Source organism: uncultured Actinomyces sp. (assembly GCF_963526355.1).
Classification (GTDB): Bacteria; Actinomycetota; Actinomycetes; order Actinomycetales; family Actinomycetaceae; genus Actinomyces.
The window spans coordinates 41,547-68,470 of the sequence record NZ_CAUROW010000009.1 but is presented as its reverse complement, the minus strand read 5'-3'; the positions used below and the strand labels follow the sequence as shown (position 1 = coordinate 68,470).

Genomic DNA, 26,924 nt, shown 5'->3' with positions numbered 1-26,924 from the left:
CCAACATCAACCGCGCCGAGATCAACGCCGAGGCCGCCCAGCAGCCGGAGGTCAGTGCCGTCGTCTCCGCCCTGGAGGCCCAGTACGACGCCATGGCTCCCCGGATCGCCACCGGCGAGATGGACACGGCCGCGCCTGCGCTCAATCTTCCCAGCGCAGACGAGATCGGCGCCCGCCTGGAGGCCTTCCTGGAGGCCAATGACTCCGGCGACCTGGGGACCCAGGGCTGGAACCCCGGCCGTGAGGGCTGAATAGTTCCGGGATGGTTCCGGGCGGGCTTGACCGTCTGCCGCTTCTAACGAGGCCGGCCGCCCTGGACGTGCGGTACCGCCGCCTCGTCCGGAGACCAGGTGCGCACCGGCAGCGGCAGGCGACGCACCGCTCGCTCGACATCCTCGAGCTCGCCGGCCGTAAAGGGGACGCGACGGGCCACCAGCACCAGGTTCCCTCGGCGCCGGCCGCGTACCACAGCCGGGTCGGCGACGATGACCAGGCTGGAGACGTCCCCCTCCAGGGACTCTCGTAGTGCCTCGATCTCGGCCCCCGCCTGTTCGCGAGGCATGGAGGAGGTATTGACCAGCAGCACGCCGCGAGGCGTGAGCGCCTCCAGGCACGCGGTCAGGAACTCCTGACTTCGGCAGGAGGCCGGCACGCCGCCACCATTGAACACGTCCCGCACGACGACGTCCCACTGACCGGGCCGCAGCCCCGGGACCACCTCGGCGGCGTCGCCCACCCGGATGCGCAGCCTGGGAGCACGGGGCAGGTCGAACCACATGCGCGCCTGGGCCGCCAGGATCTCGTCAATCTCGACGGCGACCTGCTGGGAGCCGGGGCGTGTGGCATCCCATGCCCTGGCCAGAGCACAACCCGCCCCGCCCAGATGGAGCGCCCTGAGAGGGACGCCTGCGGGAACCAGCGCCGCCAGCACTGCATCCATCTGCTGGTGGTACTCGAAGTCGAGGTGGGCCGGGTCGCGCAGGTCGAGAAAGGACGACTCCGCGCCGTCCAGCATGAGAAGGATACCGGTGTCTCGTGCCACGAGCTCGGCTGTGGCGAAGGAGGTCCGCACCGGGCCTGGTGGCAGGTCGGTGAGCGTCGGAGCATTGGAGGCCCTGCGTTTACGTGACACAGGCCCACGGTAGCCTGGGAGGAGCTGAGAGGGATTCTCCGGTCTCAGCCGGCCGCTATCGTCCAGAGGATGTCGGCGATGCCGCAACGCGTCAGCAGCCCGCAGCGGGCTCACCGGGTGAGTCCGCCGTATCCATTGAGGAGGAGGAGATGAGCAGAGCGCCCCGTTCCCCGGCCGCGCGCCGCTCCTGGGGGGAGGACGACTCCGCCGCTCCCATCATCCACGTCGACATGGATGCGTTCTTCGCATCGGTTGAGCTCCTCGAGCATCCTGAGCTGGCCGGCCGTCCCGTCATCGTCGGTGGTCGCAACGGCCGAGGCGTCGTCTCGGCGGCCTCCTACGAGGCCCGCGCCTTCGGCGTCTCCTCGGCGATGTCCATGGCCGAGGCTTCCAGGCGCTGCCCCCAGGCCGTGGTCCTGCCCGTACGTCACGGCCTCTACTCCCGGGTGTCTGCCCAAGTCATGTCCGTCCTGGCGGAGGTCACTCCCGTCCTGGAGAAGGTGAGCATTGACGAGGCCTTCCTGGACGTGACCGGAGCTCGGCGCCGCATGGGATCCCCGGTGACCATCGGCAGGTGGATCCGCACCGAGGTCCGCCGGAGGGTGGGGGTGCCGGCCTCGGTGGGCATCGCCTCCACCAAGTTCGTCGCCAAGCTCGCCTCTTCGCACGCCAAGCCCGACGGCCTCCTCCTTGTTCCGGCTGGTGTGACGCAGGACTTCCTCGACCTGTTGCCGGTCGGGGCGCTGTGGGGCGTGGGCGCCCGGACCCAAACGGTCCTGGCCAGATGGGGCATCAAGGACGTGCGCACTCTGGCGGGCACTGATGTACGTCACCTGGAGAGGATCCTCGGCCGGGCTGCCGGGCGCCACCTGCACGACCTGTCTCACGGTGTCGACCCCCGCCGGGTCGAACCGGTGCACGAGGAGAAGTCGGTGGGTACCGAGACGACCTTCTTCGACACGGTCACCGACCGAGAGCACGCCCGACTGGTCCTTCTGGACCAGTCCCACCAGTGCGCCGCCCGCCTGCGTGCCAGTGATCTGCGGTGCCGCGTCGTCGTACTCAAGGCCAGAGGCGCCGACTTCACCACTGTCACCCGCTCGCGCACCCTGGCGGTTCCCACCGACCTTGCCCGCGACATCTGGGAGACCCTCTCCTCGCTCTACTCCCTCCTACCCACTCCGGCGGGTGGCTTCCGCCTCCTGGGGGTGCGCGTCGAGGGGCTCCTGCGTCCCGACGACGGTGTCCAGCTCCTTCTGGATGAGGATCCCCGGCGCGGTGCCTCGGAGCGGGCGGCCGACGCCGTGCGCCGCAGATGGGGCAGTGACGCGCTGGCCCCGGCCAGCCTGCTGGGAGGCGGGGGCGGGCCGGCCCGAGAGTCTCTCGCTGGTGAAGGAGAGTGCTGACTGCGGCCAGCCCCAATCGGTCTCGATCAGTGCCGACCAATCCTGCCCTATGTGCTCCTATGAGTTTCTCCTGAGCCCCCACAACGCCTATCCTGGCAACACGGCGCAGCAGATCCCCGGTCCCGCCCAGAAGCAAGGAGCAAGATGGCACTGTCAGAGCGAGAGCAGCAGGTCCTGCGGGACCTGGAGTCACAGCTCCACCATGACGATCCCGACCTGGCACAGACGCTTCAGCGTGAGGAGCGCCGGCTCTCGCGCCCCTCACCGCGCCATATCGGTGGCGGTGTTGCCCTGGTTCTCATCGGTCTGGCGCTTCTGATCACCGGGGTCTCGGTGCGCCACAACCTCTTGTCCGTCCTGCTGGGAGTGGCGGGCTTCCTGGTATCCGTCGGAGGAGTCACCCTGGCCCTGACCCGGCAGGAGGCTACTGGCGGAACGCGCCGGCCCGCCACCGACGGCCGGTCCGGCCGAGACAGGAGCAGTAAGAGGAAGCGTTCCTCCTTCATGGACCGTCAGTCCGAGCGTTGGGAACGTCGTCGCGACTCCGAGAACTGATTCCTCCACTTCCCTCCACCGCTCCCACGCTCCTCCACAGACCACCAGTTTGACAGGCCCTGTCCTCGGCGCTCACGCGCTCTAGGACAGGGTCTCGATTTGCGATGGCCCAGTGGCCTCCAGCAGGTCTATGCCCGTTGCCCAGGGCAAATCGCGCCACATCCGTAACCTGCGTGCAGGCCGATTGAAGTCTGTTTTTTTCCTGGGTACGCACCACGCCGAGGAGGCGGTGGTGAACACCTCCATCTGGTGGTCCTCCACTCCCCTCCACTGCATCTGAGGCGGCGGTTAATCCTTGCAATATCAACGAAAGGCTTGATGGGAGAGAGGGGGTGGTTGGGGCGGTGGGGGTCGGCTGTGGTGTGCTTGGGGAGGTGGAGTGGGAGAAAAGGGGGGGAAGTGGAGTAAGGTGGGGTGCATTCGTTAGTCGAGGGGAAGGAGGTGGCTCATGTTCCTGGGAACGCATGCACCCAAGTTGGACGAGAAGGGCCGTCTCATCCTCCCGGCGAAGTTCCGTGAGGAGCTTGCGGGCGGAGTGGTTCTGACCAGAGGTCAGGAGCACTGCCTGTATGCCTTCACTGCTGTCGAGTTCGAGCGCATGTACGCCCAGCTGCGTGAGGCGCCCCTCGCTCAGAAGCAGGCGCGCGACTACGTGCGCGTCATGCTCTCGGGAGCGGACTCTCAGATTCCGGACAAGCAGGGGCGCATCACGCTACCTGCGCCGCTGAGGGCCTATGCGGGCCTGAAGAAGGAGCTGGCCGTGATCGGAGCTGGAGCCCGGGTGGAGATCTGGGACTCCGAGGCCTGGGACGCCTACCTCGCCGCCCAGGAGCAGGTCTTCGCCGACACGGCCGAGGAGATCATCCCCGGCTTCTTCTGATTCGGCTCCGGCCCGCCCTGGTCGACAACTGAACAAACAACTGAATATCTGGATATCGCAGACCGTAAGCAGGTGTCGTCACGGCATCGGTGAGCCGTCTCGTGAGGTCTCCGCCCGATGCCGCGTCCGACGTCTCTTCCCCGGCGTCGGAACCACGGGAGGAGTCCTGGCGATACGTCCCCACCCGGTCCGCACGCCGATGTCGAGGGTGGGTTGCCTGCCAGCGGGTCGTGGCATCTCGGAAGCCGTGTCGCCCCCCAAGAATCGGGCATACCCACAAAGACGCCGCAGCACAAGGAAGGAGGGCACCGCATGACCAGTTCACAGGCACAGACAACCGTCGTCGATACCGCCGGCAGGCACGAGCCGGTGCTTCTCCAGCGCTGCCTGGACCTGCTCGCTCCTGCCATCGAGGGCGCCAGTACCAGGCCGGTCATGCTCGACTGCACCCTGGGGCTGGGGGGCCACACCGAGGCCGCGCTCGAGCGCTTCGCAGCTCTGAGCGTCGTGGGCATCGACCGTGATCCCGAGGCGATCGCACTGGCCTCGGCGCGTCTGGAGCGTTTCAAGGACCGCTTTGTCGCAGTCCAGACCACATACGACGCCGTCGACCGAGTTGCCCGGGAGCACTCCGCCAACGCCGAGGGAACGGTGGACGCCGTCCTCATGGACCTGGGTGTCTCCTCCCTCCAGCTCGACGAGGCCTCGCGGGGCTTCTCCTACGCCCGCCCCGCCCCCCTCGATATGCGCATGGACCAAGGCTCGGGGTGCACCGCCCAGGATCTGCTGGACGTCTCCAGCACCTCCGAGCTCACTCATATCCTGCGCACGTATGGTGAGGAGCGATTCGCCCCCCGCATTGCCGCAGCCATCGTGCGTCGTCGTGAGGCGGGGGATCCGGTCACCACCACCCTGCACTTGGCCGAGCTCGTCCGCCAGGCGGTGCCGGCAGCGGCTCGTCGCAGCGGCGGCCACCCCGCCAAACGGACCTTCCAGGCGCTGCGCATCGCGGTCAACGCTGAGCTCGACGTCCTGGAGCGAGCCGTGCCCCGGGCGCTCAACAGCCTGCGGGTCGGGGGACGCCTCGTAGTGGAGTCCTACCAGTCCCTGGAGGACCGCATCGTCAAACGCGCCCTGCGCCACGGGACCGTCTCCAGGGCGCCGCAGGACTTGCCAGTCGTCCCTGAGGCGGACCGCCCCTATCTCGAGCTGCTCACCAGCGGAGCGGAGAAGGCCGACGCCCGCGAGCTCGACCACAACCCTCGCTCTGCCCCGGTGCGACTGCGCGCAGCCGCACGCATCCGTCCGGTCGACCAGGCCTGCGCACCGGAAGCGAGCTCGTTCGAGGGCCAGAGTCGGGGACCCGGACGCAGAACCGGGCACCTCGCCGATCGGTACCGGAGGAGGTAGCAGTCCTCAGCCATCGCGGATCACTAGGCCGTCTCAGTCAGTCTCACCACAACATCTATCCATCCGCACCAGTCCTTCGTCAGTCCAGACACCCCACATACCCCACAGGGAAGGCACATTGATGAGCGCCACCGCTACTGCTCGAGTCACCCGCCCGGTCACGACGCGGCGCACCGTCCAGGAAAGTGGTTCCACCAGTACCCAGGGACGCCCTGAGGCGGGTTCCGCCTCACGACCTCAGTTGCGCGTCATCAGCGGCGCCTCCCGGGCGACGTCGTCCTCCCTGCCCTTCCTCGCGCTCGTCATCATGGTGTTGGCCGGCGCCCTCGTCGCCTCGATGCTCCTCAATGCCAAGATGGCTGACACCGCTTACCGTATGAAGGAGAAGCAGGTCGAGCTCAACGTCGCCGAGGATCACGTCGAGACTCTGCGCACCCAGGTTCAGGAGGCGTCGGCGCCCGATGCCCTGGCCGCTCGCGCCAAGGAGCTCGGCATGGTGCCCGCGGCCGCCCCCGGTGTCGTCGACGTCGAAAACGGTCGGCTCACCGAGGGAACCCCCGCCCAGGCCCTCAAGACCGGCCAGGCCGGGAGGTAGGCGCCGTTGAATCCCTCGCGTCGTCAGGTGCTCCAGGCCGGAGGACTGCTGCTCTTCACTGCTCTGGCCGGGCGAACCGTCTACGTCCAGGCGGTCGACGGGCCGGAGCTGGCCGCCAAGGCCAAGGCCGAGCGCACGGTCTCCTGGGTCAACCGGGCTCCGCGAGGAGACATCACCGGAAGGGACGGCACGGTTCTGGCCTCATCCGCGGTCAGCTACGATGTCGGCGTCAACCAGCCCGTCATCGCTCAGTACGAGCGCACCGAGATGCGCCTCAACGAGTCCACAGGGGTCAACGAGAAGGTCGTCGTCGGCTACGGTGCGGCGGCGGTCGCCGCCCAGCTCGCCCCGATCCTCGACGTCGACCCTCTCGAGCTTGGGGCCCGACTCGTGGGTGAGCGGACCTACGAGGTCATCGCTCAGGAGGTCGCCCCCGACACATGGCGCAGGATCAAGGCCCTGGACATCCCCGGGGTCGAGCCCGACCAGCGCACCCGGCGCACCTACCCGGCAGGGACCGTGGCCGGCAACGTCCTGGGCTTCACCCATGAGGGCGAGCACAACCGTGAGCTCATCGGGGCTGCGGGGCTGGAGCTTACCCAGAACAAGGTCCTCACCGGCGTCGACGGCAAGGGCAGTGAGGAGATCGGGCGCAGCGGTGTCATCATCCCCACGGGCGAGCAGCAGGACAATCCTGCCAGGCCCGGTGCCACGGTGCGCACCACCCTCAATCCGGATCTGCAGTCCATCGCCCAGGAGACCATCGACCGCACGGTCGCCGTCCAGCACGCCGAGTGGGGCATCGTCATGGCCATGGAACCGAGTACCGGCAAAGTCGTTGTCCTGGCCGACTCCAACTCCGTCGACCCATCCGATCCATCGGCGACCTCCGAGGAGAACCGCACCGCTCGTAGCGTCCAGGCCGTCTTCGAGCCTGGAAGCGTCGGCAAGGTCGTCACCTTTGCCACCGCCCTGGAGGAGGGGGCGGTCAAACCAGAGGACACCTGGACCGTCCCCTACACCTGGACCTCGGCCAGCGGTCAGACCTTCAAGGACTCCCATGAGCACGAGACCCAGTCGCTGACCACTGCCGGGGTCCTGGCCGAGTCCTCCAACGTCGGTACCGTCCAGATCGGTGAGAAGGTCTCCGACGACATCCGCTACGACTACATGAGGCGCTTCGGCTGGGGCGAGGCCACCGGCATCGAGATGCCCGCCGAGTCCGACGGGATCATCTACCCGCCCAGCTCCTGGGACGACCGCACCCGTTACACCACGATGTTCGGACAGGGGGTGGCCGGAACCACCCTTCAGTCGCTTCAGGTGCTGGCCACCGTCGCCAACAAGGGAGTGCGCGTGGCCCCGCGCGTCATCGACGCCTGGATCGACGCCGACGGCAAGGAGACCCCCCAGAAGCGCCCCGAGGAGGTACGGGTGATCTCCGAGGCGACTGCCAAGACCCTCACCGAGATGCTCATCGGTGTCACTCAGGAGGGCGGCACCGCGGAGTCGGCCTCCATCAACGGCTACCTGGTTGCCGGCAAGACCGGAACCACTGAGATCCTCACCGACGACTCCACCGTGGCCTCCTTCGTCGGCTTCCTGCCCGCGCGCGACCCGGTCTTGGCCATTGCCGTCATCGTCAACCGGCCCGAGGGCATCTTCGGAGGCACTGTTGCGGCTCCCGTCTTCCGGGAGCTGGCGCTGGCCGCCATGCAGGCGCTCAACATCGCCCCGGACCCGAACGTCGTGGCCGCCCAGGCCGCCCGAGACGGAGCCGGCGGTGAACGGGACGCGAGCCAATGAGGTACCTATGAGGTAAACGAGCGTGACCACCAGCACCCCGGCGAAGTGAGTCCGGAGGGGGCTTGTGGAAGATCGACAGTCGAAGGTCGCGATAGATTGAGGAACTATGAGCAACCACGCCTACGAGTCGGCCGCCGCCCTACGGCCGGGCTCTAATGGTCCCATACCCCTCAACACTCTGTGTGAGCGCTTCTCCCTGGCTCCCGCCTCAGCTGATGACACCGCCGCCCTCAACGACCTGAGCATCCTAGGGGTCAGCGTCGATTCGGGTGACACGGCCCCGGGCGAGCTCTTCGTGGGCCTTCCCGGCTTCACCAACCACGGCGCCCGCTTCGCCGCCGAGGCCGTCGCCTCCGGTGCCGTCGCCGTTCTGACCGACGCTGATGGCGCCCGGATCGTTCGCGAGTCCGCCCCCGGTACCCCGGTCCTCGTGCACGACGACCCCCGTGCCGTCGTCGGCCCCCTGAGCGCCGAGGCCTACCACCACCCGGCACGCGGCCTCATCACCACGGCCGTCACCGGAACCAACGGCAAGACGACCACCTCCTACTTCCTCGACGCCATCCTGTCTGCCCACGTCGGCGGCTGCATGGTGGCAGGGACCGTCGAACTGCGCGTGGGGGAGCGCTCCGTGGAGTCCCCGCGCACCACCGTCGAGGCCCCCGTTCTGCAGCGGATGATGGCCCTGGCCGTGGAGGACAGGGTCGGCGCGGCCTCCCTGGAGGCCTCCAGCCACGCCATCGTCCTGCACCGCCTCGACGGCCTCGTCGTCGACGTCGCCGGCTTCACCAACCTCCAGCGCGACCACCTCGACTTCCACAAGACCATGGAGGGATACCTGGAGGCCAAGGCGCAGCTGTTCACCCCTGAGCACGCTCGCCGCGGCGTCGTCTGCGTCGACGACCAGTGGGGCGCCGCTCTCGCTGGCCAGGCCTCCGTCGAGGTCGACCGCGTGCGCGCCTACCCCGGGGACACCCCCGCCGACTGGTGGGTCAGCGACGCCGCCGTCTCCCTGACCGACTCCGCCACCACCTTCACGCTCCACGGGCCCGACGGCGAACAGATCGAGGCCTCCTGCCCCCTGCCCGGACTCGTTAACGTCCAGAACGCCGCCCTGGCCCTGGTCATGGCCATCCGCGCGGGCGTGCCCGTCGCCACGGCCACCGCAGCCCTGGCTGGAGCCCACAACATCCCGGGCCGTATGCAGCGCATCAGTCGGCGCGATGGCCGACGGGGCCTGTGCATCGTCGACTTCGCCCATACCCCTGATGCCATGGAACTGGCCCTCAAGGCCGTGCGACCCATCACCCCGGGCCGCCTCATCGTGGTCTTCGGCTCTGACGGCGACCGCGACCAGGGCAAGCGCCCCATGCTGGGGGAGGTGTGCGCCCGGCTGGCGGACGTCCTGGTTGTCACCGACGAGAACCCTCGCAGTGAGGATCCCCGGCTCATCCGTGGCGCCATTCTGGACGGGGTGCGCTCCGTGCGCCCAGACCTGGAGGATGTCGAGGAGGTCACCACCTGGCGCGGTGACGCCGTGCGCCGGGGCGTTGAACTGTGCGGTCCCGACGACACGGTCATCGTCACCGGTAAGGGCCACGAGCCCTTCCTGGAGATGGCCGGCGAGTTCATCCGCTACAACGACGCCCCCGTCATGGCCGAGGCCGTCGAAGAGAAATGGGGGCGGGGATGAACCTCAGCCTGAGTCAGATCGCAGCCGCCGTCGGGGGCAGGCTCATCGGCCCGGACGCCTCCGTCGCCGGTCCCGTCGTCACCGACTCCCGGCAAGCTGCCGAGGGGGCCCTGTTCGTCGCCATCCGCGGTGAGCGCACAGACGGCCACGCCCACCTGGGTTCCGCCAGCGCTCTGGGCGCCGTAGGCGCCATCGTCTCCGACCTGGAGGCCGTCCGAGCCGGGACATCTGAGGATGACTCCGAGGGCCTGCCCATGGGGATCGTCCTCGTGGAGGACACCGTGATGGCCCTGGGCGCACTGGCCCGTACCCACCTGGCCGGCCTGCGCCGGGCCGCCATGGATCACGGGGAGCGACTCACGGTGGTTGCCATGACCGGTTCAGTGGGTAAGACCACCACCAAGGACCTCACCCGTCAGCTTCTAACCGTCTCCGGGCCCACGGTGTCTCCCAGAGCCAGTTTCAACAATGAGATCGGCCTGCCTCTGACCGTCCTCGAGGCCGATGAGCGCACCCGCTACCTCATCCTGGAGATGGGGGCTTCCGGGCCCGGCCACATCGCCTACCTCACCGATATCGCCCCCCTGGACGCGGCCGCGGTCCTCATGATCGGCCACGCCCACATGGGCGGTTTCGGCTCCATCGAGGGCGTCGGAGCCGCCAAGGCGGAGATCATCGCCGGCCTGCTGCCGGGGGGCTCCACCATCCTCAATGCCGACGACGCCCGTACCGCCGCCATGGCGGATCTCGCCCCCGCGCGGGTCCTCACCTTCTCCGCCTACGGCAATCCGGCTGACCTGCGAGCCGAGAATATCGTTCTGGATGACACCGCCCGTGCGGCCTTCGATCTCCACCTGCCCGGACTGGACGAGCCTCGCCGTATCCAGTTGGCTGTGGCCGGCGCTCACAATGTGGGCAACGCCTTGGCCGCCGCGGGCCTTGCCCTGGCTGCGGGAATCGCTCCCGAGCTCATTGTCGAGCGGCTCGGAGCCGCAACCATCGAGAGCCCCCACCGGATGGATGTCTCGGAGCTCAGTGGGGATCTTCTCCTTATCGACGACTCCTACAACGCCAACATCGACTCCATGACGGCGGCGCTGGAGGCTCTGCCGGTTCTGGCAGGGAGTCGACGCCGCGTCGTCGTGGTTTCCGAGATGCTCGAGCTGGGGGAGTCCGCTGCCGCCGATCACGCCCGTACCGGAGAGCTAGCGGCCCAGGCCGAAGCGGCTATGCTCATCGGCATCGGCTCTACCCAGGAGGCACTCGATGCCGCCAGAGCGCGGGGGGTCGAGGTCCACGGTTTCGACGACGCCGCGACCGCCATCTCCCAGATCGACGCCCTCCTGTCCGACGGTGACGCCGTCCTGGTCAAGGGCTCCAACGGTTCAGGCGCCTGGCGTCTGGCCGATCACCTCAAGGAGGTTCGTCCCCGATGACCGCCATCCTCATCTCCGGCATGGTCGGACTGGTGGGCACCCTGCTGGGAACCCCTCTGCTCATCCGCTACCTCCATGTCAAGGAGTACGGGCAGTTTATCCGGCAGGACGGGCCGCAGGGTCACTTCACCAAGCGCGGCACACCCACCATGGGTGGCCTCGTCATCATCATCTCCACCGTTCTGGGCTACTCCTTGGCCAACCTCGCCGAGTTGCGTACGCCGCGCGCCTCCGGGGTCCTGCTGCTCTTCCTCATCGTCGGACTGGGACTCATCGGCTTCCTCGACGATTTCGAGAAGATCTCCAAGCAACGCTCTCTGGGGCTGCGGGCTTGGCAGAAGATCGTGGGGCAGGCGCTCATCGGTGTCGGCTTCTCGGCAGCGGCCCTGAACTTCGCCGACCGCAATGGACTCACCCCGGGATCCACACGGATCTCCTTCGCTCGGGACTCGGTGATCAACCTGGCCTTCGCCGGCAGTGTCGTGGGGCTCATTCTGTTCGTCCTGTGGGCAAACTTCCTCATCACGGCCTGGTCCAACGCTGTCAACCTCACCGACGGTCTTGACGGACTGGCTGCCGGCGCCTCGGCCATGGTGTTCGGCGCCTACACGCTCATCGGCGTGTGGCAGACCAACCAGTCCTGCAACTACGGCCATGAAACCATGGTCCCCACCACCTGCTACCAGGTCAGGGATCCGCGCGACCTGGCGATGATCGCCGCCGCCCTGATGGGTGCCTGCTTCGGGTTCCTGTGGTGGAACGCATCACCTGCCAAGATCTTCATGGGGGACACCGGATCCCTCGCCCTGGGCGGCGCCGTTGCGGGACTGTCGATCCTGACCCGCACCGAGTTCCTCGCCGTCATCCTGGGCGGCCTCTTCCTGGCAGAGGTCATGAGCGACATCATCCAGATCGTCTCGTTCAAGTCGACCGGCCGACGCGTCTTCCGCATGGCTCCACTGCATCACCACTTCGAACTGGGAGGATGGACCGAGGTCAACGTGGTGATCCGCTTCTGGATCATCGCCGGCCTGTGCGTCATCGCGGGACTGGGACTCTTCTATGCCGAGTACCTGCGCCAGCTCACCTTCGGATGAGCCGGGACGTCCAGGTCTCTCCCGCCTGAGCAACCAATGATGCAGAGTCTCTCCACCGGCGAGCCGGTGAGGAGCAGTGAAGAACCAGGAGCGTGAACCCGCACCGTGACCAGTCTGACTGAAGTCCCCGGTGAGTCGACTCGCAGTGCCGGTCCGACCGAGGCACCCGGATGCGCCGCACCCGGTACCGTCACCGGTTCCATCGGATCCTTGTACGACCAGCTCGATGGCGCTCATGTGGCGGTCGTCGGGCTGGGACGCACCGGGCGTGCCGTCGTCGACGCCTTGGCGACCCTGGGGGCCCGCATTCATGTCTTCGATGGCAACGAGGCGTCCATCGAGGCGCTGGACGCTTTTACGCACGCCGCGATGGCCACGTCGGTGGTCTCGACGACTGTGGCCGGTGGTGAGGCGACGGCGGCCGCTCTGGCCCAGTCCCCGGCGCGACTGCTCATCGTCTCCCCCGGGGTTCCGGCCACCGGTCCGGTCCTACGCGCTGCCGAGGCGACCGGTATCGAGACCTGGAGCGAGATCGAGCTGGCCTGGAGACTCCAGCAGGACTCCTCCCGCCCGGACGTCCCCTGGCTCTCTTTGACCGGCACGGACGGCAAGACCACCACCGTCGGTATGCTTTCGGCCATCCTCCAGGCTCAGGGGCTCACGGCTCCAGCAGTCGGTAACATCGGTACCCCTGTCATCGAGGCGGTGCTGGCAGGTAGTGCCGACGTCCTGGCCGTGGAGCTGTCCAGCTTTCAGCTCCACACCACTCGGACCCTCTCGCCGCTGGCATCGGCCTGCCTCAATCTTGCAGCCGATCACCTCGACTGGCACGGTGGCCTGGAGGCCTATGCCGCGGACAAGGCCCGTGTCTACTCCCGCACTCAGGCCGCCGCCGTCTACAACCTCGATGACATCGCCACTGAGAGCATGGTCCGCCGGGCCGACGTCGTCGAGGGGTGCCGCGCCGTCGGCTTCACTCTGGCCGCGCCGGGTCTGGGGCAGGTCGGCATGATCGAGGACCTGCTGGTGGACCGCGCCTTCCACGCCGAGCGCCGCTCCAGCGGTGTCGAGCTCGCCACCACTGCCGACCTGGCGCATCTGGCTCCGGGACGGCGCGCTGAGAACCTGCCTGCCCACCTGCTCGCCGACGCCCTGGCGGCAGCAGCACTGGCCCGGGCTGCGGGCGTGGGTGCCGAGGCGGTCTCAGCGGGTCTGTGCGCCTACAGCCCCGGTGCCCACCGCATTGTCACGGTTGCAGAGGCGAACGGCGTCACCTGGGTCGACGACTCCAAAGCCACCAACCCGCACTCCGCCGAGGCGGCGCTGACCTCTCTGCCGCGAGGAACCGGCGTGTGGATCTGTGGCGGAGACACCAAGGGATCCCAGTTCTTCGACCTGGTCCGTGCAGTGCACCCCCACCTGCGCGGTGCCGTTGTCATCGGCGAGGACCAGAAAGATATTCTGGCCGCACTGGAGCGGGAGGCCCCGGGGCTGCCGGTGACCCGTGTCGGTGATGGCCTGCCTGAGCAGGTCAGCGCTGCTGCGGTCGAGGCCGCTGGCGCCATGGCCCGCAGCGGTGACACCGTCATGTTGGCCCCGGCCTGCGCCTCCTGGGATCAGTTCACCTCCTACGCCCAGCGCGGTGACCTGTTCGCCGCCGAAGCCCAGGCCTACGTCGCCCGTACCACCCGAGCTGCGGACGTCGCACGTCCTTCAGACGCCTCCGGTGTCCAGGAGCGGCTGTGAAGACCCGGCCCACCTCGGCTACCGCTCCTCGCTCGCCGGTATCCGCCTCATCCGGCTCCTCGACGCCGGCCGGACTCGACTCGAACCGGAGCGCGACCAGCGGCGGAAACGGGCGGGCAACAGACCGGACCGAGCGATCCGCCCGGCCCGAACCGGTGAGGAAGCAGCCGAAGCAGTCCGCTCCTCAGACCTCGCAGTCACCGCGTCCATCGGGGCGACAGAAGGGCAGTACTTCGTCCCAGACCGCCTCATCGTCCCCATCGAGGACATCGCTGAGAACCGGCAGTGCAGACGCTGGCGGCTCACGGTCGATGAGCCGGATTGCTCAACTGCGCTCCGCCTGGGGTGGCCGTCTGTCCCGTTGGGGCAAGCGCTTGTCCCGCCCATGGGAGGGTGCGGCGGACTCCAGGTCCCACGGCGCCTCACCGGGGAATCGTCGCGCTTACCGGCCCGAGGACGTGGGCGACCCCGTACGGACCTCCGAGCAGGCGACCCTGACCTATTACAGCCTCCTCGTGTCTACCTTGGTGCTGGAGACCTTCGGACTCATCATGGTCTTCTCCGTGCAGTCGGTAACTGTCGCCGCCAACGGTGGCAACGCCTTCACCGATTTCGCCAAATACCTCATCTTCGCGGTGGTGGGGACCCTGGGCATGGTAGGGGTCTCCCGCATGCCCTTGTCCTGGTTCCCCCGGGTCTCCTGGGTGGTCCTCGGACTGACGATTGCGATGCAGTGCCTGGTTTTCAGCCCCATTGGTGTCAACGTCTACGGCAACCGCAACTGGATCCTGGTACCCGGGATCGGCACGGCACAGCCCTCGGAGTTCATCAAGGTTGCTCTCGCCCTGGTCCTGGGAACACTGGTGACCTGGTACATGGCCAGGCGCAGGGGCCGAGCCGTGGCAGCGGGCTGGGGCGGCGTCGCCACTGCGATCCTGGCGGTTCTCGGGGGCCAGGACTTGGGGACCGTCATCATCCTGGTCCTCATTGTCGCCGGCGCCCTGTGGGTGGGGAGTCTACGAAAACGGTGGTTCGCACTTCTGGGGGCCGGTGGCATACTCCTATTTGCAGCAGCCTCTATGCTCAGCGCCAACCGGCGCGCCCGCATCATCGCCTGGCTCCATCCCGAGGGAGCGGATCCCACCGGCGTGGGCTACCAGCCCAAACATGGCATGTGGGCGCTGGGCACTGGTGGCTGGTTCGGTGTGGGGCCGGGCTCGTCTCGCCAGAAGTGGGGCTACCTCACCCAGGCCGACTCCGACTACATCTTCGCCGTGCTTGGTGAGGAGTTCGGATTGGTGGGAGCCCTCGTCGTCATCATTCTGTTCGCTGTCATCGGCGGCTGCTGCCTGCGCATCATGAGGCGTCACTCCTCCACATACGTCGTCGCCACGACCTCGGCCATCGGCGCCTGGATCGTGGGACAGGCAATTATCAACATGGCGGTCGTCACCGGTGCCCTTCCGGTGCTGGGCGTCCCGCTTCCCCTGGTCAGCCGTGGAGGAACCGCCCTGGTCTCGGTCCTCCTGGCCATCGGGGTGCTTCTAGCCTTCGCCCGTCATGAGCCCGGCGCGCAGGAGGCCCTGTCCACCAGTCCTGGGGCTCTACGTCGTTCCCTGGCCGTGATTGTCCCAAGGAGGAACCGTGCCCGAGACAAGTGACAGCGTCGGCTCGCCCCAGGAAGCGCAACCTGTTCAGCGGAGGCAGCCCCGGCCGTTACGGGTACTGCTGGCCGGTGGCGGTACTGCCGGCCATGTCAACCCGCTGCTGGCCACCGCCGCAGCCCTCCAGGATCCGACCCTGGGTGGGGACCCTCGCACACGGGTCCTCGTCCTGGGGACGGCCGAGGGGCTGGAGAACCGCCTGGTACCCGAGGCCGGTTTCGAGCTGGCTCTCGTTCCGCGCGTCCCCCTGCCCCGGCATCCCAGCGGCGACCTGCTACGTCTGCCGCACCGGTTGGGCAAGGCGATCAGCGCAGCCACTGAAGCCATCGAGACCGTCGAGGCCGACGTCGTCGTAGGCTTCGGCGGATACGTCTCCACCCCCGCCTACCTGGCTGCTCGGAAGGCCGATGTGCCAGTGGTCATCCACGAGCAGAACGCCCGCCCCGGCCTGGCCAACCGGCTGGGCGCCTCGTGGGCCCGCGCGGTCGCCCTGACCTTCACCTCCACCCGCCTCAAGGCGTCCAAGGGGATCACCGAGGTGACCGGGCTGCCACTGCGTCCGGCCATCGCCGAGCTGGTGATACAGCGCTCCACCGCTGAGGGGACTCAACGCGCCCGCGTCGACGGTGCCCAGGCGCTGGGACTCGACCCCGACATGCCCACGCTCCTGGTGACGGGCGGCTCTCTGGGGGCCCAGCACCTCAATGAGGTCCTTGGCGAGTCGCTCAGCTCCCTGCCCCTAGGCCTGCAGGTGCTGCATCTGACCGGTAAGGACAAAGACGCACCGGTGCGCTCCGCCCTGGAGGCGGCGGTGGCCGCCGGAGCGCCTGAGGACCTTACCGAGCGCTACCACGTGCTGGACTACCTGAACACCATGGAGCAGGCGTACGCCTGCGCCGACGGGGTCCTGTGCCGCTCCGGCGCCGGTACGGTCGCTGAGATCACGGCCCTGGGGCTGCCGGCGCTCTACGTGCCTCTGCCCATCGGTAACGGGGAGCAGCGTCTGAATGCCGCCGACGTCCTGGCCTCAGGAGGTGGACGCATGGTGCTCGATGCCGACCTCAAGCCCTCCGACATCCTCGACTTCACGGTGCTCATCTCCGAGCCCGAGCGCCAGGCGGCCATGGCCCGGGCCGCGGCCTCCACCGGCGTCCAGGACGCCGCGACCCGACTGGCCGCTCTCATCCAGCAGTGCGCCTTCACGAATGGCACTCCTACCGATGAGGAGAACGCGGCATGACCGACACCACCACTACGCCACCTTCAGCTCTGCCCGTCTCCCGGACCGGGTCCCGGCAGGACGGTGTGTCCGGCGGCACGCTGGCGGGTGCCTCCTTTCACCTCATCGGCATCGGCGGAGCGGGTATGAGCGTCGTCGCCCAGCTGCTGGCGGCCCGTGGCGCCCGGGTCTCGGGCTCCGACGCTCACGGTGGCCCCGCCTTCGACCACCTGGCCGACCTGGACATCACGACCCACCTGGGCCACGACGCCGCGCAGCTTCCCGCCGAGAGCACCGTCGTGGTCTCCACTGCGATCAAGGAGACCAACCCCGAGCTCATTGAGGCCCGCCGTCGGGGCCAGGAGGTCATCCACCGTTCACAGGCCCTCGCGCTGGCCGCCCGTGGGCTCGATTTCGTCGCCGTGGCCGGTGCGCACGGCAAGACGACGACCTCGGGCATGCTCGCCGAGGCCCTGACGGTCGCCGGGGCCGACCCCTCCTTCGCCATCGGCGGGGTCGTGCGGGCCCTGGGCACCGGGGCCCACCTGGGCGGTGGCTCCGCCCTGGTGGCTGAGGCCGACGAGTCCGACCGCTCCTTTCTCAACTACACGCCCCGCGTGGAGATCGTCACCAACGTCGAGCCCGACCACCTCGACACTTACGGCACCGCCGAGGCCTTCGAGGCGGCCTTCGTCGACTTCGCCCACCGCCTGGTCCCCGGGGGCCTCCTGGTCGCCTGCGCCGCCGATCCCGGTTCGCTGCGCCTGGCACGCACCGCAGCCGCAGAAGGGCTACGCGTGGTCACCTACTCCTTCGGAGGCCTCAACACCCTGCCCGGCGGGATGCTGGTGGGGGAGGGGCACGTCCACCTGACGATCCAGGAACGCGGTGCCGCCTCCACCCGCGCACGGCTGACCCTGATCAGGGCGGCGGACCAGAAGCGCAGCGGCAGCGCCCGCGCGGGGGAACCGGCCCAGAATCAGGTCGAGCTGGTGCTTGCCGTGCCCGGCGACCATGTGGCCCTCAACGCGGCCGGCGCTTGGGCCGCTGGTATCGAGCTCGGTGTCGAGCCGGCTGAGATGGCCCGTGCCCTGGGCTCCTTCGGGGGGACGGGGCGGCGCTTCGAGGACCGGGGACAAGCTGACGGTGTCCGCGTCGTTGACGACTACGCCCACCACCCCACCGAGATCGAGGTGCTGCTGCGCACGGCGCGGGAGGTCGCCCAGGAGCGCGCTGGCCGGGTCCTGGTGCTCTTCCAACCGCACCTGTTCTCCCGCACCCGGGCCTTCGCCGACCGCTTCGGCCAGGCACTGTCCCTGGCTGACGTCGTCGTCATCGCGGATGTCTACCCTGCCAGAGAGGTCCGGGCGGACTTCCCCGATGTCACTGGAGACACGGTCGCTCGACGCGTTCCCGGCGGCAGAGCCACCTTCATCGCGGATCGTCTGGAGGCCGCCCACGCGCTGGCCGCGCAGGCCCGTCCCGGTGACCTGCTGCTGACGGTCGGGGCCGGTGATGTCACCGAGCTCGCTACGACCGTCCTGTCCGACCTGGTGACCCGCGAGGGTGGTGCAGCTGGCTCGCCCACGCAGCGAGGCGGGCACGTATGAGAAAGCCCTCGGCGCCACGCCCCGAGCCGTCCAACCGTTCTGAGGGGACCCCGGCCAGCATTCCCCCGCGCCGCTCAGGCAACTGGCACTCGCGTTCTGCTCGCTCGGTGCAGGGCGGAGCCGGGCGGAATGGCGCGAGGAGATCCCCGCAGGACGCGCAGACTCAGCGCGAGACCGAGCCGCCCGGGGCGGTCGGCCCGGCCCGTCGACCTCGATCGCCGGGTGCCGGTGCGACAGCGGGCTCTCCCGGGGCCGCTGGGAGACCGGCCTCCTCCAAGACCGGCTCACGCCCGGTCGTCTCCAGGAAGCAGGCTGGTGATGACTCGCCTGATGTCCCGTCCACGTCGAGTCGAGGTTCCGAGACGACCGCCGGTCCCGAGAGCGCGCCCGGTGCCGAGCTGACCGTTTTCGGTCGTCGGCAGGTCGCACTGCCTCATGGAGATGACCGGGTCGTCTCCACCGGGCTCGCCGACCGTCTCAAGGAGCGTCAGCAGGCTCTGCGCCGGCTGCGTCTGCGCCGAGTGGCGACGGCCGCCATCGTCGTGCTCGTCGTCGTTCTGGCGACCTGGGCCCTGCTCTTCTCGCCTCTTCTGGGTCTGCAGTCCCAGAGGATCTCTGTCGTCGGATCGGACGGCAGTGTCTCGGACAAGCAGGTTCGTGACGTTCTGTCCCCCTATGCGGGTGACTCGTTACTGCGTCTGGACACCAGCCGGCTCTCCACCCAGGTGAGCGACAAACTGGTCCGGGTGCGTCAGGCACAGGTGACCAGGTCCTGGCCTCGGGGACTGCGGGTGCAGCTGACGATGAGGGTTCCGGTGGCCACCGTTCAAGGATCGGACGGCTACCAGATCCTTGACAACGAAGCCGTGGTGCTCGAGCGGGTCCAAGAGGCGCCAACGGGGCTGGTGACCATCATGCCTGACTCCTCCAACGGTGATGGGGCGACTCAACCCCAGGAAATCTCCGCCAAGCAGGTCGCCGCCGTCACTCAGGTAGTGGGTTCTCTCGCGCCGGAGACTCTGGCTCAGGTCGCCAGCGGTAGCGCCACGGCCTCCGGGCAGGTCACTCTCGCCCTGAACAGCGGAGCCAGTGTGATCTGGGGGGATACCCAGGATAATGCGCTCAAGGCGCAGGTTCTGGCGACCCTCATGGCGACCAGCGCCTCCGTCTACGATGTGTCCTCTCCCCATCGGCCCACGACGCGGTCCCCCGACGCCTCCTCCTCGGAGGTTCCGACGTCGACCCCAACGTCGTGAACATTGCCGGTTGCCGAGTCGGACTCGTACGCAGGACCCGATCGGGCCGCCCGTCTCACGGCGGAACGGGTACTGCGGCGGGTTCGTGGGACGTATGCCGGACCTTCAGGTGGATTGCAGACGGGTTGCATTGACATAGCAGGAAATCCGCAGGCAACTGCACACAAACACGCCGGGCTTCAATACTTCGTGACGTCCGGGAAGTCTCATAGCGTTAAGCCAGTCGTTCGGAGAATGACATAAGTATAGACCTTAACTTGAGGTTGAGGTTTGAGGGGAGTCCTCGACCGGGGGCTCATGACGAAATTCGCGGAGGGACGCCAGTGGTCGAGAGCATGGCTGTGGACGACGCACAGCACTACCAGGCAGAGATCAAGGTCGTCGGAGTCGGCGGCGGCGGTGTCAACGCAGTCAACCGCATGATCGAGGCCGATCTGCGTGGCGTCGAGTTCATCGCCGTGAACACTGACGCCCAGGCCCTGCTCATGTCCGACGCCGATGTCAAGCTCGATGTCGGACGGGACCTGACCCGAGGGCTGGGGGCGGGGGCCGACCCGGCCATCGGCCGCAAGGCTGCCGAGGACCACGAGTCGGAGATCCGTGAGGCTCTTGACGGTTCGGATATGGTGTTCGTCACGGCCGGAGAGGGCGGCGGTACCGGAACCGGGGCCGCCCCTGTGGTCGCCCGCCTGGCCAAGAGCATTGGCGCACTGACCATTGGCGTGGTCACCCGGCCCTTCTCCTTCGAGGGGCGTCGCCGTTCGGCTCAGGCCGAGGATGGTGTCCAGGCGCTGCGTGAGGAGGTCGACACCCTCATCGTCATCCCCAACGACCGTCTTCTGCAGATCGCCGACAAGAACATCTCCGTCGTGGACGCCTTCAAGCAGGCGGATCAGGTGCTCCTCCAGGGCGTTCAGGGCATCACTGAGCTCATCACCACCCCGGGTCTCATCAACGTGGACTTCAACGATGTCAAGTCGGTCATGCAGGGCGCCGGCAGCGCTCTCATGGGTATCGGCTCGGCCACCGGTGAGGGGCGTGCCATCACGGCAACCGAGGAAGCCATCGCCTCGCCGCTGCTGGAGACCTCGATCGACGGCGCTCACGGCGTGCTGCTCTTCTTCCAGGGCGGCTCCGACCTGGGCCTGTTCGAGATGAACGAGGCGGCCAACCTCGTGCGTGAGGCCGTTCATCCTGAGGCGAATATCATTGTCGGCAACGTTGTCGACGGAGCCTTGGGTGACGAGGTGCGCGTGACGGTCATCGCAGCCGGCTTCGACTCCGAGCCGGTGGTCGGTGGCCTTGCTGACCCGGTGACTCGGCTGTCGAGAGTGGTCGCCGCGACACCGGTGCCCCCCTCCTCGATTGAGGATCTGCCGCCTGCGCCGGCTCCTCGTGGCGGTGCCCACGCCGCGCAGAATCCGGTGACTCGTCCTGTCCCGCTGGCTTCGTCGCCGTCAGCTGCGCCTCACCTGTCGGAGGCGGGAGCGGCTGACGCCCTGACATCCGGAAGCATGCCCGCCTATGTCGATGACTCCCGTAGCTCCTACGACGCTGTTGCGGATCAGCAATCGGTCTCCGAACTCGAGGTGCCGCAGGTCATCGGTGTCGATGCCGATGACGACGGCATCGACCTGCCGGACTTCCTGCGCTGAGCGCCACCGATTGAGACCGATTAGAGACCATTGGGAATACAGCAGTACCTCGAGAACAGCGAACCAGTGACGCGTGAGACAAGTATCGCCCAGGCCTCAGACCTGATCGAGGTGGATCTGGGGCCTGGGGCTCGTGGGTACTTCACCACTCGCGGCCAGCAGGGCGGCTCCGTGCCCAGTGGGGGTGAAGGCGGCGCGGAGCCGCAGTCGGAGCGCGGCGATGCGGTCGGCGCCTACGGCGGATGGAACCTTGCGCTCCACGTCGGTGACAACCCCCGGCGCGTTCATGAGCACCGTTGTCGGCTCGAGGAGCTGCTGGGGCTCAGGCAAGGACAGCACCTGGCCTGGATGAACCAGGTCCACTCCAGTGTCGTGGCGGTTGCCCAGGCTGAACGGACTCCCACCGCTGACGCGCTCGTTCTGGATGTACGTGAGACGCGGGCTCCAGCCGGCTGTTGCGTCCTTGTGGCCGATTGCGTGCCCCTCCTGCTCGCCTCTGAGGATGGCTCGCTGGTGGCGGCTGTGCACGCCGGACGACGAGGCATGCTCGACGGCATCGTCCCCGCGACGATCCAGACCCTCCGACGTGCGGGCGCCGCGTCCGCCAACCTCTGGGCCGCCGTCGGACCGGCGATCTGCGGTGCCTGTTACGAGATCCCTGAGCATATGCGCACGTTGTCCGCGCAGCGCGAACCCGCCTGTGCCTCGCGCACGTCCTGGGGTTCTGCCGGCCTCGATGTGGTCTCCGGTGTCGTCGCCCAGCTCGAACGTGCGGGGGTGGGGCACATCGGTGTCGGTCGGTGGTGCACCTACGAGGATCGGCGCTTCTACTCCTATCGACGGGACGGAATCACCGGGCGGCTTGCAGGTGTTGCGGTCCCACGATGATGCGCAGGCTGCTGAATACTTCCTGGGCGTGACCTACCTGAAACCTGAGGTTGGTGACACGCCGGGTTGAGGTCCCCGTGCGGTGTTGCGGGGGCGGATACCGTCGCAGCACATCCGGAACGCAGGGGACCGGACGAACCAAGGAGCGATAGATGGGCGCGTTGCGCAGTATGACCAGCTTCCTCGGCTACTCGGAGCCGGAGGAGGAGACCTACCAGGACAGCTACGAGGCTGCCGACGCCGGTTACGCCGTGCAGGAGCACGAGCAGGACTTCGTTGATGAGGACTACGAGGACTTCGCCGCCCCGGCCACGCCCGAGCCCGCCGCCGTTGCTCCGGACCTTCGCCGTATCGTCACCGTGCACCCCTCGACCTACAACGAGGCTCGGATCATCGGTGAGTCCTTCCGTGACGGTGTGCCCGTCATCATTAACCTCACCGGTATGAGCGAGTCCGATGCGCGTCGCATGGTCGACTTCTCCGCGGGGCTGGTGTTTGGTCTGCACGGCGCCATTGAGCGAGTCACTCCTCGAGTGTTCCTGCTGACCCCCGCCAGTGTTGAGATCGATGGCGGTGAGGTCGCCGAGGCCCGCGGCCGGTTCTTCAACCAGAGCTGAGCTGGTTAGCACGTGGCTCTTGTCTCTGTACTTGCCTGGATCCTGTCGAGCATTCTGAGTCTGTACTTCCTCGTCCTCCTGGTCAGGGTCGTGCTCGACTGGATTCAGGTCTTCGCCCGCCAGTGGCGCCCCAGGGGGCTTGTCCTGGTGATGGCTAATCTTGTGTACGCTCTGACGGACCCGCCTCTGCGGCTGATCCGTCAGAAGGTTCCCATGGCACGCCTGGGAGGGGTCGGCATCGACCTGAGCTTCCTGGTCCTGGTCTTCGGGATCTGGATTTTCCGTTGGTTTCTCGGGCTTCTTTACTGAGCGGGTGTGAAGCCGCGAACGAACCGCTAGAGTGCTGTCCTCACGTCAGCGTGAGATAGCGCTCTTGATGTGGCCTGAACCTTGAGTTCAGGTACTCTGTCCGCATGAGTGACCGGATGCCCGGTGCTCGTGACCTTATCCGTAACGACACCGAGGTGACGACCCATGACGCTGCTGACAGCAGACGACGTCCTCAATAAGAAGTTCCAGGCGACCAAGTTCCGTGAGGGCTACGAGCAGGACGAGGTCGACGAGTTCCTCGACGAGGTAGTCGAGGCAATGCGTCAGCTGGAGGCCGAGAACGCTGACCTCAAGGCCAAGCTCGAGGCCGCCAATCGCCGGGTGGCGCAGCTCGGTGAGGGAGCTGCGATTCCTGCCGCCCCTGTATCCTCAGTCTCTCCGGTGCAGGCCGAGCCGGCTGTATCCGTACCTGCCGTCGCCGGCGAGTCCGGTGGCCAGGGCCCTGCTGCTGCATCCGGCATGCTCGAGCTGGCCCAGCGCCTTCACGATGAGCACGTCGCCAACGGCAAGGCCGAGGGTGAGCGCATCGTCACCGAGGCCCGCTCCACTGGTGAGCAGATCGTGCGCGAGGCCGAGGATCAGCGCAACCGCACCCTCGCCCAGCTGGAGAAGGAGCGTGCCAACCTCGAGCACAAGATCGACGAGCTGCGGCGCTTCGAGTCCGACTACCGCACTCGCCTCAAGAGCTACCTGCAGAACCTACTGGCCAACGTCGAGGACGGCGGCGAGAGCTCGATCTCCGGTCTGTGAACCTCCCTAGCTGACCATCTTCCGGTGCTAGGCCCGGTTAATACTTCGGGGGCTGCCGGCGCAGTTCCTTGTCTCCATCCATAAAGGGTGCTTCGGCTCCTCCAGCCGTTTCTGGCACGGCCTACCGTGAAGGGCGGCGACCCGTGCGGGTCGTCGCCCTTCTCTCGGTGCGCACCGCCCTTCCCGCATCCTTCCTCCCACTGAGTGCAATGCGAGAAAACCTCATGCCAGATCACGTGGAACCGGCGTCCTCCTCCGCGGACGGCGCCGACAACATCGTTTCACTCCCTGTAGACAGTCCGTTCAGTGCCATGGAGAGGACTCTGAGTTCTCAGGACGGCGGCGACGGGGAAGGACGTCGCTCCGGACATCTTCCGGTGGCAGTCCTATGGGCGGTGGCGGTCGTTATCGTCATCGTCGACCAGATCAGCAAGCAGTGGGCGCTCTCGGCTCTGACCGATGGACGGCACATAGCCCTGCTGGGCCAGGTTCTGGGGCTCGTCCTGGTGCGCAATCCTGGAGCCGCCTTCTCCTTCGCGACCGGTCAGACCTGGATCTTCGCGGTCATCGCCTCCTTCGTGGTGGTTATTATCATTCGTGTCTCCCGGCGTCTGTCCTCCTGCTCGTGGGCGGTGGCCCTTGGTCTAGTGCTCGGTGGCGCGGTCGGAAATCTCATCGACCGTCTTTTGCGCGAACCCGGGTTGTTCAGGGGGCACGTCATCGACTTCATCAACTATGGCGGCTATTTTGTGGGGAATGTCGCGGACATCGCGATCGTGCTCGCCGCCATGGGCATCATCGTCCTGTCTCTGGGAGGGTGGGAAATCGATGGAACGCGTGCCGGTGCTAGTGACATCCGGGGCTCGAGGGAGTCTAGGAGCGCAAAGGCCCGACGTAGGGACGATACTGAGCCGTCTTCGTCGACCATGACCACGGACATGACCACGGAGCCGCAGTGAGCCTACGACTTCTGCCGGTCCCCGACGGCTTCGACGGCGATAGAGTCGATGCAGCACTTGCCCGAATGCTCGGCTTGTCCCGCAACCGGATCGGTGAACTGTGCGAGACCGGCTACGTGCGTAGAAACGGCGAGAAACTTGCCAAGTCAGCTCGTCTTCGTGCGGGTGAGCTCCTTGAAATCGACCTGCCCGACCCCGGCCCCGCCGAGCCCCTCCCCACTCCGGTTGAGGGAATGGGGCTGCTCTATGAGGACGAGGACATCGTCGTCGTCGACAAGCCGGCAGGCGTGGCCGCCCATCCCTCCATGGGGTGGGACGGCCCCGACGTCCTCGGCGCTCTCAAGGCCATGCACGTCCGGGTGGCCACCTCCGGTGCCGCCGAGCGTCAGGGTATCGTCTCGCGCCTGGACGTGGGCACCTCGGGCGTCATGATCGTGGCCAAGGGGGAGCGGGCCTACTCGGTGCTCAAACGTGCCTTCCGGGAGCACGCGGTGAACAAGGTCTACCACGCCCTGGTGCAGGGCCACCTCGATCCCTCCAGCGGCACCATCGACGCACCCATCGGCCGCCACCCCAGCCGGGAGTGGAAGATGGCCATCATCGACGGCGGCCGGGAGTCCATCACCCACTACGACGTCATCGAGGCGATGCCCGGGGCCTGCCTGGCCGAGATCCACCTGGAGACGGGGCGCACCCACCAGATCCGCGTCCACATGGCGGCGGTCGGCCATCCCTGCGTCGGAGACGCCACCTATGGTGCCGACCTGGCCATGACAGCGCGCACCGGTCTGATCCGCCAGTGGCTCCACGCCCGTGAGCTCGGCATCGCCCACCCCATCACCGGTGAGCACATGGTTTTCACCTCCGACTACCCCGACGACCTCGTCCATGCCCTCGATATCCTGCGCCTGCCGTGAACAGGATCACCGTGGAGATGAGCGAGCACAGTGACTGATCACCCGCATCGCCCGGCCATGGGCTTCTACGAGCGCTGCGGATACCGGGTCCTCAGCGGCCACCGCTACCTCGACGCAGGCATCTGGCGCCAGGACATGGCCCGCACCGCCAGCGGCATCAGCGCTGGTGACGGTTCCGGCCGCACCACCTAGGGCCGGCCACAGGACACCCGCGCGCATGTGCTCGTGCGGAGAACAGCAGGACCGAGAGGAGACACTCGTGCGGATCGTCATCATCGGCGCCGGGGGCATCGGAGGATGGCTCGGTGCCCGCCTGGCCGCGAGCGGCCAGCAGGTCGGGTTCCTCGTTCACGGCCGCACCCTGGTGGCGCTGCGCACGGGCGGGCTGACGCTGCGCGACTGCACCGGTGGCGAGCCCGGTACCATGACCGCCCGCATCGAGACGCCGCTGGCCAGTGATGACCCGGAGGCTCTCACCGACGCCCTGGGAGGTGAGCCGGACCTGGTCCTCGTGACCACGAAGGTCGATGCGCTGCCGCAGCTGGCTCCCGCGCTCAGACGCCTGACCGGCCCCGCCACCGGCGTCGTCTCCACTCAGAACGGGATCAGCTCGCCCGGACTGCTCGCCGACGCCGTCGGGAAGGAGCACGTCCTGCCCGGAGTCGCCCGCGTCTACTCCGCCATCATCTCGCCCGGAGACGTCCGCACCATCGGCAAAGCCGGATCCCTGGCCCTGGGGGAGTGGGACGGCAGCGCCACCGCTCGCAGCCGCGCCGCCGTCGAGGCCCTGGAGGCGGCCGGCATCCGCGCCTGGGTCCCCGACTCCATCTGGGCGGAGCTGTGGCGCAAGGTCTCCTTCGTCGTCGTCCAGGGCGCACTCGGTGCCGCCACGAACGCCCCCATCGGCGTCCTGCGCAGCGACCTGAGAGACACCTTCATCCGGGCCGTTCACGAGGTCGTCGCCGTCGCCGCGGCACTGGGGCACGACCTGGCCACCGACGACGCCCCCGACCCGGTCGCTGCGGCCCTGCGCATGGCCGACGCCCAGCCGGCCGGCGCCACGACATCGATGCAGCGCGACATCGCCGCCGGCCTGCCCAGTGAGCTCGACGCCCAGCTCGGCGCCCTGTGCCGCGCCGGCGATGAGGCGGGCGTGCCCACCCCCGTACTCGATCTCGCGCACTGCGTTCTGGCTCCGCGAGAGGCTGCTGCCCGAGCGTGCGGCTGATCCCGGAGCGCCTCTCGAACACGGCGGGGATCAGACCACCCGCCGGCGGATTTCTCCCCCGGCTTAGCCGCCACC

24 protein-coding genes and 1 pseudogene are annotated in these 26,924 nt (G+C 67.8%); 24 read left to right on the top strand and 1 reads right to left on the bottom strand.

Annotated features, from left to right (window positions below):
- A pseudogene (locus RWR81_RS04120) lies at positions 1–251 on the top strand (PAC2 family protein); the annotation flags it as partial.
- 44 nt (positions 252–295) lie between these two features.
- On the opposite strand, the gene RWR81_RS04115 reads toward RWR81_RS04120, so the two are convergent.
- Positions 296–1,132 carry a fused MFS/spermidine synthase gene (locus RWR81_RS04115; RefSeq protein ID WP_314454806.1) on the bottom strand — a complete coding sequence of 279 codons (837 nt, stop codon included), beginning with the start codon at positions 1,130–1,132 and terminating at the stop codon, positions 296–298.
- A gap of 149 nt (positions 1,133–1,281) precedes the next feature.
- Between RWR81_RS04115 and dinB the strand changes: the two genes are divergently transcribed.
- From dinB to RWR81_RS04000, 23 genes are all read left to right on the top strand, one after another.
- Positions 1,282–2,538, top strand: coding sequence for a DNA polymerase IV (dinB, locus tag RWR81_RS04110; protein ID WP_314454795.1), 1,257 nt, complete (start codon positions 1,282–1,284; stop codon positions 2,536–2,538).
- Positions 2,539–2,682: 144 nt separating this feature from the next.
- Positions 2,683–3,093: a DUF3040 domain-containing protein gene (locus RWR81_RS04105; protein ID WP_314454792.1), complete on the top strand. Its 411-nt coding sequence runs from the start codon at positions 2,683–2,685 to the stop codon at positions 3,091–3,093.
- A gap of 448 nt (positions 3,094–3,541) precedes the next feature.
- Positions 3,542–3,973 (top strand): division/cell wall cluster transcriptional repressor MraZ, encoded by a 432-nt coding sequence (gene mraZ / locus RWR81_RS04100; RefSeq protein ID WP_314454789.1) that lies wholly within the window; start codon positions 3,542–3,544, stop codon positions 3,971–3,973.
- A 312-nt stretch (positions 3,974–4,285) separates the two neighbouring features.
- Positions 4,286–5,383 (top strand): 16S rRNA (cytosine(1402)-N(4))-methyltransferase RsmH, encoded by a 1,098-nt coding sequence (rsmH, locus tag RWR81_RS04095; protein ID WP_314454786.1) that lies wholly within the window; start codon positions 4,286–4,288, stop codon positions 5,381–5,383.
- Between the two features lie 121 nt (positions 5,384–5,504).
- Complete coding sequence (locus RWR81_RS04090; RefSeq protein WP_314454783.1) at positions 5,505–5,978, top strand: hypothetical protein; 474 nt, start codon at positions 5,505–5,507, stop codon at positions 5,976–5,978.
- A gap of 6 nt (positions 5,979–5,984) precedes the next feature.
- Entirely contained in the window at positions 5,985–7,784 is a 1,800-nt protein-coding gene (locus RWR81_RS04085) for a penicillin-binding protein 2 (RefSeq protein ID WP_314454780.1), read from the top strand.
- A gap of 106 nt (positions 7,785–7,890) precedes the next feature.
- Positions 7,891–9,477 (top strand): UDP-N-acetylmuramoyl-L-alanyl-D-glutamate--2,6-diaminopimelate ligase, encoded by a 1,587-nt coding sequence (locus tag RWR81_RS04080; protein WP_314454777.1) that lies wholly within the window; start codon positions 7,891–7,893, stop codon positions 9,475–9,477.
- Positions 9,462–10,913 carry a UDP-N-acetylmuramoyl-tripeptide--D-alanyl-D-alanine ligase gene (murF, locus tag RWR81_RS04075; protein ID WP_314454775.1) on the top strand — a complete coding sequence of 484 codons (1,452 nt, stop codon included), beginning with the start codon at positions 9,462–9,464 and terminating at the stop codon, positions 10,911–10,913. Before RWR81_RS04080 ends, murF begins: the two co-directional genes overlap by 16 nt.
- The gene (gene mraY, locus RWR81_RS04070; RefSeq protein ID WP_314454773.1) at positions 10,910–12,010 is read left to right on the top strand and encodes a phospho-N-acetylmuramoyl-pentapeptide-transferase; all 1,101 of its coding nucleotides are present in this window, start codon (positions 10,910–10,912) and stop codon (positions 12,008–12,010) included. Before murF ends, mraY begins: the two co-directional genes overlap by 4 nt.
- A gap of 105 nt (positions 12,011–12,115) precedes the next feature.
- A complete protein-coding gene (murD, locus tag RWR81_RS04065) occupies positions 12,116–13,756 on the top strand; it encodes a UDP-N-acetylmuramoyl-L-alanine--D-glutamate ligase (protein ID WP_399497971.1) in 1,641 nt (546 codons plus the stop codon).
- Between the two features lie 311 nt (positions 13,757–14,067).
- Positions 14,068–15,417, top strand: a complete 1,350-nt coding sequence (locus RWR81_RS04060; protein ID WP_314454770.1) for a putative peptidoglycan glycosyltransferase FtsW — start codon at positions 14,068–14,070, stop codon at positions 15,415–15,417.
- A complete protein-coding gene (locus RWR81_RS04055) occupies positions 15,401–16,660 on the top strand; it encodes a UDP-N-acetylglucosamine--N-acetylmuramyl-(pentapeptide) pyrophosphoryl-undecaprenol N-acetylglucosamine transferase (protein ID WP_314454766.1) in 1,260 nt (419 codons plus the stop codon). The genes RWR81_RS04060 and RWR81_RS04055 overlap by 17 nt, the downstream gene beginning before the upstream one ends.
- Positions 16,657–18,249: a UDP-N-acetylmuramate--L-alanine ligase gene (locus tag RWR81_RS04050; protein ID WP_314454763.1), complete on the top strand. Its 1,593-nt coding sequence runs from the start codon at positions 16,657–16,659 to the stop codon at positions 18,247–18,249. Before RWR81_RS04055 ends, RWR81_RS04050 begins: the two co-directional genes overlap by 4 nt.
- Positions 18,246–19,505: an FtsQ-type POTRA domain-containing protein gene (locus tag RWR81_RS04045; protein ID WP_314454760.1), complete on the top strand. Its 1,260-nt coding sequence runs from the start codon at positions 18,246–18,248 to the stop codon at positions 19,503–19,505. Before RWR81_RS04050 ends, RWR81_RS04045 begins: the two co-directional genes overlap by 4 nt.
- Positions 19,506–19,840: 335 nt before the next feature.
- Positions 19,841–21,160 (top strand): cell division protein FtsZ, encoded by a 1,320-nt coding sequence (gene ftsZ / locus RWR81_RS04040; RefSeq protein ID WP_314454757.1) that lies wholly within the window; start codon positions 19,841–19,843, stop codon positions 21,158–21,160.
- A 66-nt stretch (positions 21,161–21,226) separates the two neighbouring features.
- A complete protein-coding gene (locus RWR81_RS04035; RefSeq protein ID WP_314454753.1) occupies positions 21,227–22,048 on the top strand; it encodes a polyphenol oxidase family protein in 822 nt (273 codons plus the stop codon).
- A 152-nt stretch (positions 22,049–22,200) separates the two neighbouring features.
- A complete protein-coding gene (locus tag RWR81_RS04030) occupies positions 22,201–22,665 on the top strand; it encodes a cell division protein SepF (protein WP_314454750.1) in 465 nt (154 codons plus the stop codon).
- Between the two features lie 12 nt (positions 22,666–22,677).
- Positions 22,678–22,974: a YggT family protein gene (locus RWR81_RS04025; RefSeq protein ID WP_314454747.1), complete on the top strand. Its 297-nt coding sequence runs from the start codon at positions 22,678–22,680 to the stop codon at positions 22,972–22,974.
- 165 nt (positions 22,975–23,139) lie between these two features.
- Positions 23,140–23,745 carry a DivIVA domain-containing protein gene (locus tag RWR81_RS04020; RefSeq protein ID WP_314454744.1) on the top strand — a complete coding sequence of 202 codons (606 nt, stop codon included), beginning with the start codon at positions 23,140–23,142 and terminating at the stop codon, positions 23,743–23,745.
- A 224-nt stretch (positions 23,746–23,969) separates the two neighbouring features.
- Positions 23,970–24,704 carry a signal peptidase II gene (gene lspA / locus RWR81_RS04015; protein ID WP_314454741.1) on the top strand — a complete coding sequence of 245 codons (735 nt, stop codon included), beginning with the start codon at positions 23,970–23,972 and terminating at the stop codon, positions 24,702–24,704.
- Positions 24,701–25,621 carry an RluA family pseudouridine synthase gene (locus tag RWR81_RS04010; protein ID WP_314454738.1) on the top strand — a complete coding sequence of 307 codons (921 nt, stop codon included), beginning with the start codon at positions 24,701–24,703 and terminating at the stop codon, positions 25,619–25,621. The genes lspA and RWR81_RS04010 overlap by 4 nt, the downstream gene beginning before the upstream one ends.
- Before the next feature lie 30 nt (positions 25,622–25,651).
- On the top strand, positions 25,652–25,813 hold the full coding sequence (locus RWR81_RS04005; RefSeq protein WP_399497967.1) for a hypothetical protein: 162 nt from the start codon (positions 25,652–25,654) through the stop codon (positions 25,811–25,813).
- 67 nt (positions 25,814–25,880) lie between these two features.
- Entirely contained in the window at positions 25,881–26,849 is a 969-nt protein-coding gene (locus tag RWR81_RS04000; RefSeq protein WP_314454735.1) for a 2-dehydropantoate 2-reductase, read from the top strand.
- Positions 26,850–26,924 lie beyond the last annotated feature (75 nt).

What these genes read in the sequence shown, in the direction of transcription:
- ftsZ (WP_314454757.1), top strand. Translation starts at nt 19,841, where the DNA reads ATGGCTGTGGACGACGCACAGCACTACCAGGCAGAGATCAAGGTCGTC.
- RWR81_RS04045 (WP_314454760.1), top strand. Translation starts at nt 18,246, where the DNA reads ATGAGAAAGCCCTCGGCGCCACGCCCCGAGCCGTCCAACCGTTCTGAG.
- mraY (WP_314454773.1), top strand. Translation starts at nt 10,910, where the DNA reads ATGACCGCCATCCTCATCTCCGGCATGGTCGGACTGGTGGGCACCCTG.
- RWR81_RS04020 (WP_314454744.1), top strand. Translation starts at nt 23,140, where the DNA reads ATGACGCTGCTGACAGCAGACGACGTCCTCAATAAGAAGTTCCAGGCG.
- rsmH (WP_314454786.1), top strand. Translation starts at nt 4,286, where the DNA reads ATGACCAGTTCACAGGCACAGACAACCGTCGTCGATACCGCCGGCAGG.
- murF (WP_314454775.1), top strand. Translation starts at nt 9,462, where the DNA reads ATGGGGGCGGGGATGAACCTCAGCCTGAGTCAGATCGCAGCCGCCGTC.
- RWR81_RS04080 (WP_314454777.1), top strand. Translation starts at nt 7,891, where the DNA reads ATGAGCAACCACGCCTACGAGTCGGCCGCCGCCCTACGGCCGGGCTCT.
- RWR81_RS04105 (WP_314454792.1), top strand. Translation starts at nt 2,683, where the DNA reads ATGGCACTGTCAGAGCGAGAGCAGCAGGTCCTGCGGGACCTGGAGTCA.
- lspA (WP_314454741.1), top strand. Translation starts at nt 23,970, where the DNA reads ATGCCAGATCACGTGGAACCGGCGTCCTCCTCCGCGGACGGCGCCGAC.
- dinB (WP_314454795.1), top strand. Translation starts at nt 1,282, where the DNA reads ATGAGCAGAGCGCCCCGTTCCCCGGCCGCGCGCCGCTCCTGGGGGGAG.
- mraZ (WP_314454789.1), top strand. Translation starts at nt 3,542, where the DNA reads ATGTTCCTGGGAACGCATGCACCCAAGTTGGACGAGAAGGGCCGTCTC.
- RWR81_RS04060 (WP_314454770.1), top strand. Translation starts at nt 14,068, where the DNA reads ATGAGCCGGATTGCTCAACTGCGCTCCGCCTGGGGTGGCCGTCTGTCC.
- RWR81_RS04050 (WP_314454763.1), top strand. Translation starts at nt 16,657, where the DNA reads ATGACCGACACCACCACTACGCCACCTTCAGCTCTGCCCGTCTCCCGG.
- RWR81_RS04030 (WP_314454750.1), top strand. Translation starts at nt 22,201, where the DNA reads ATGGGCGCGTTGCGCAGTATGACCAGCTTCCTCGGCTACTCGGAGCCG.
- RWR81_RS04090 (WP_314454783.1), top strand. Translation starts at nt 5,505, where the DNA reads ATGAGCGCCACCGCTACTGCTCGAGTCACCCGCCCGGTCACGACGCGG.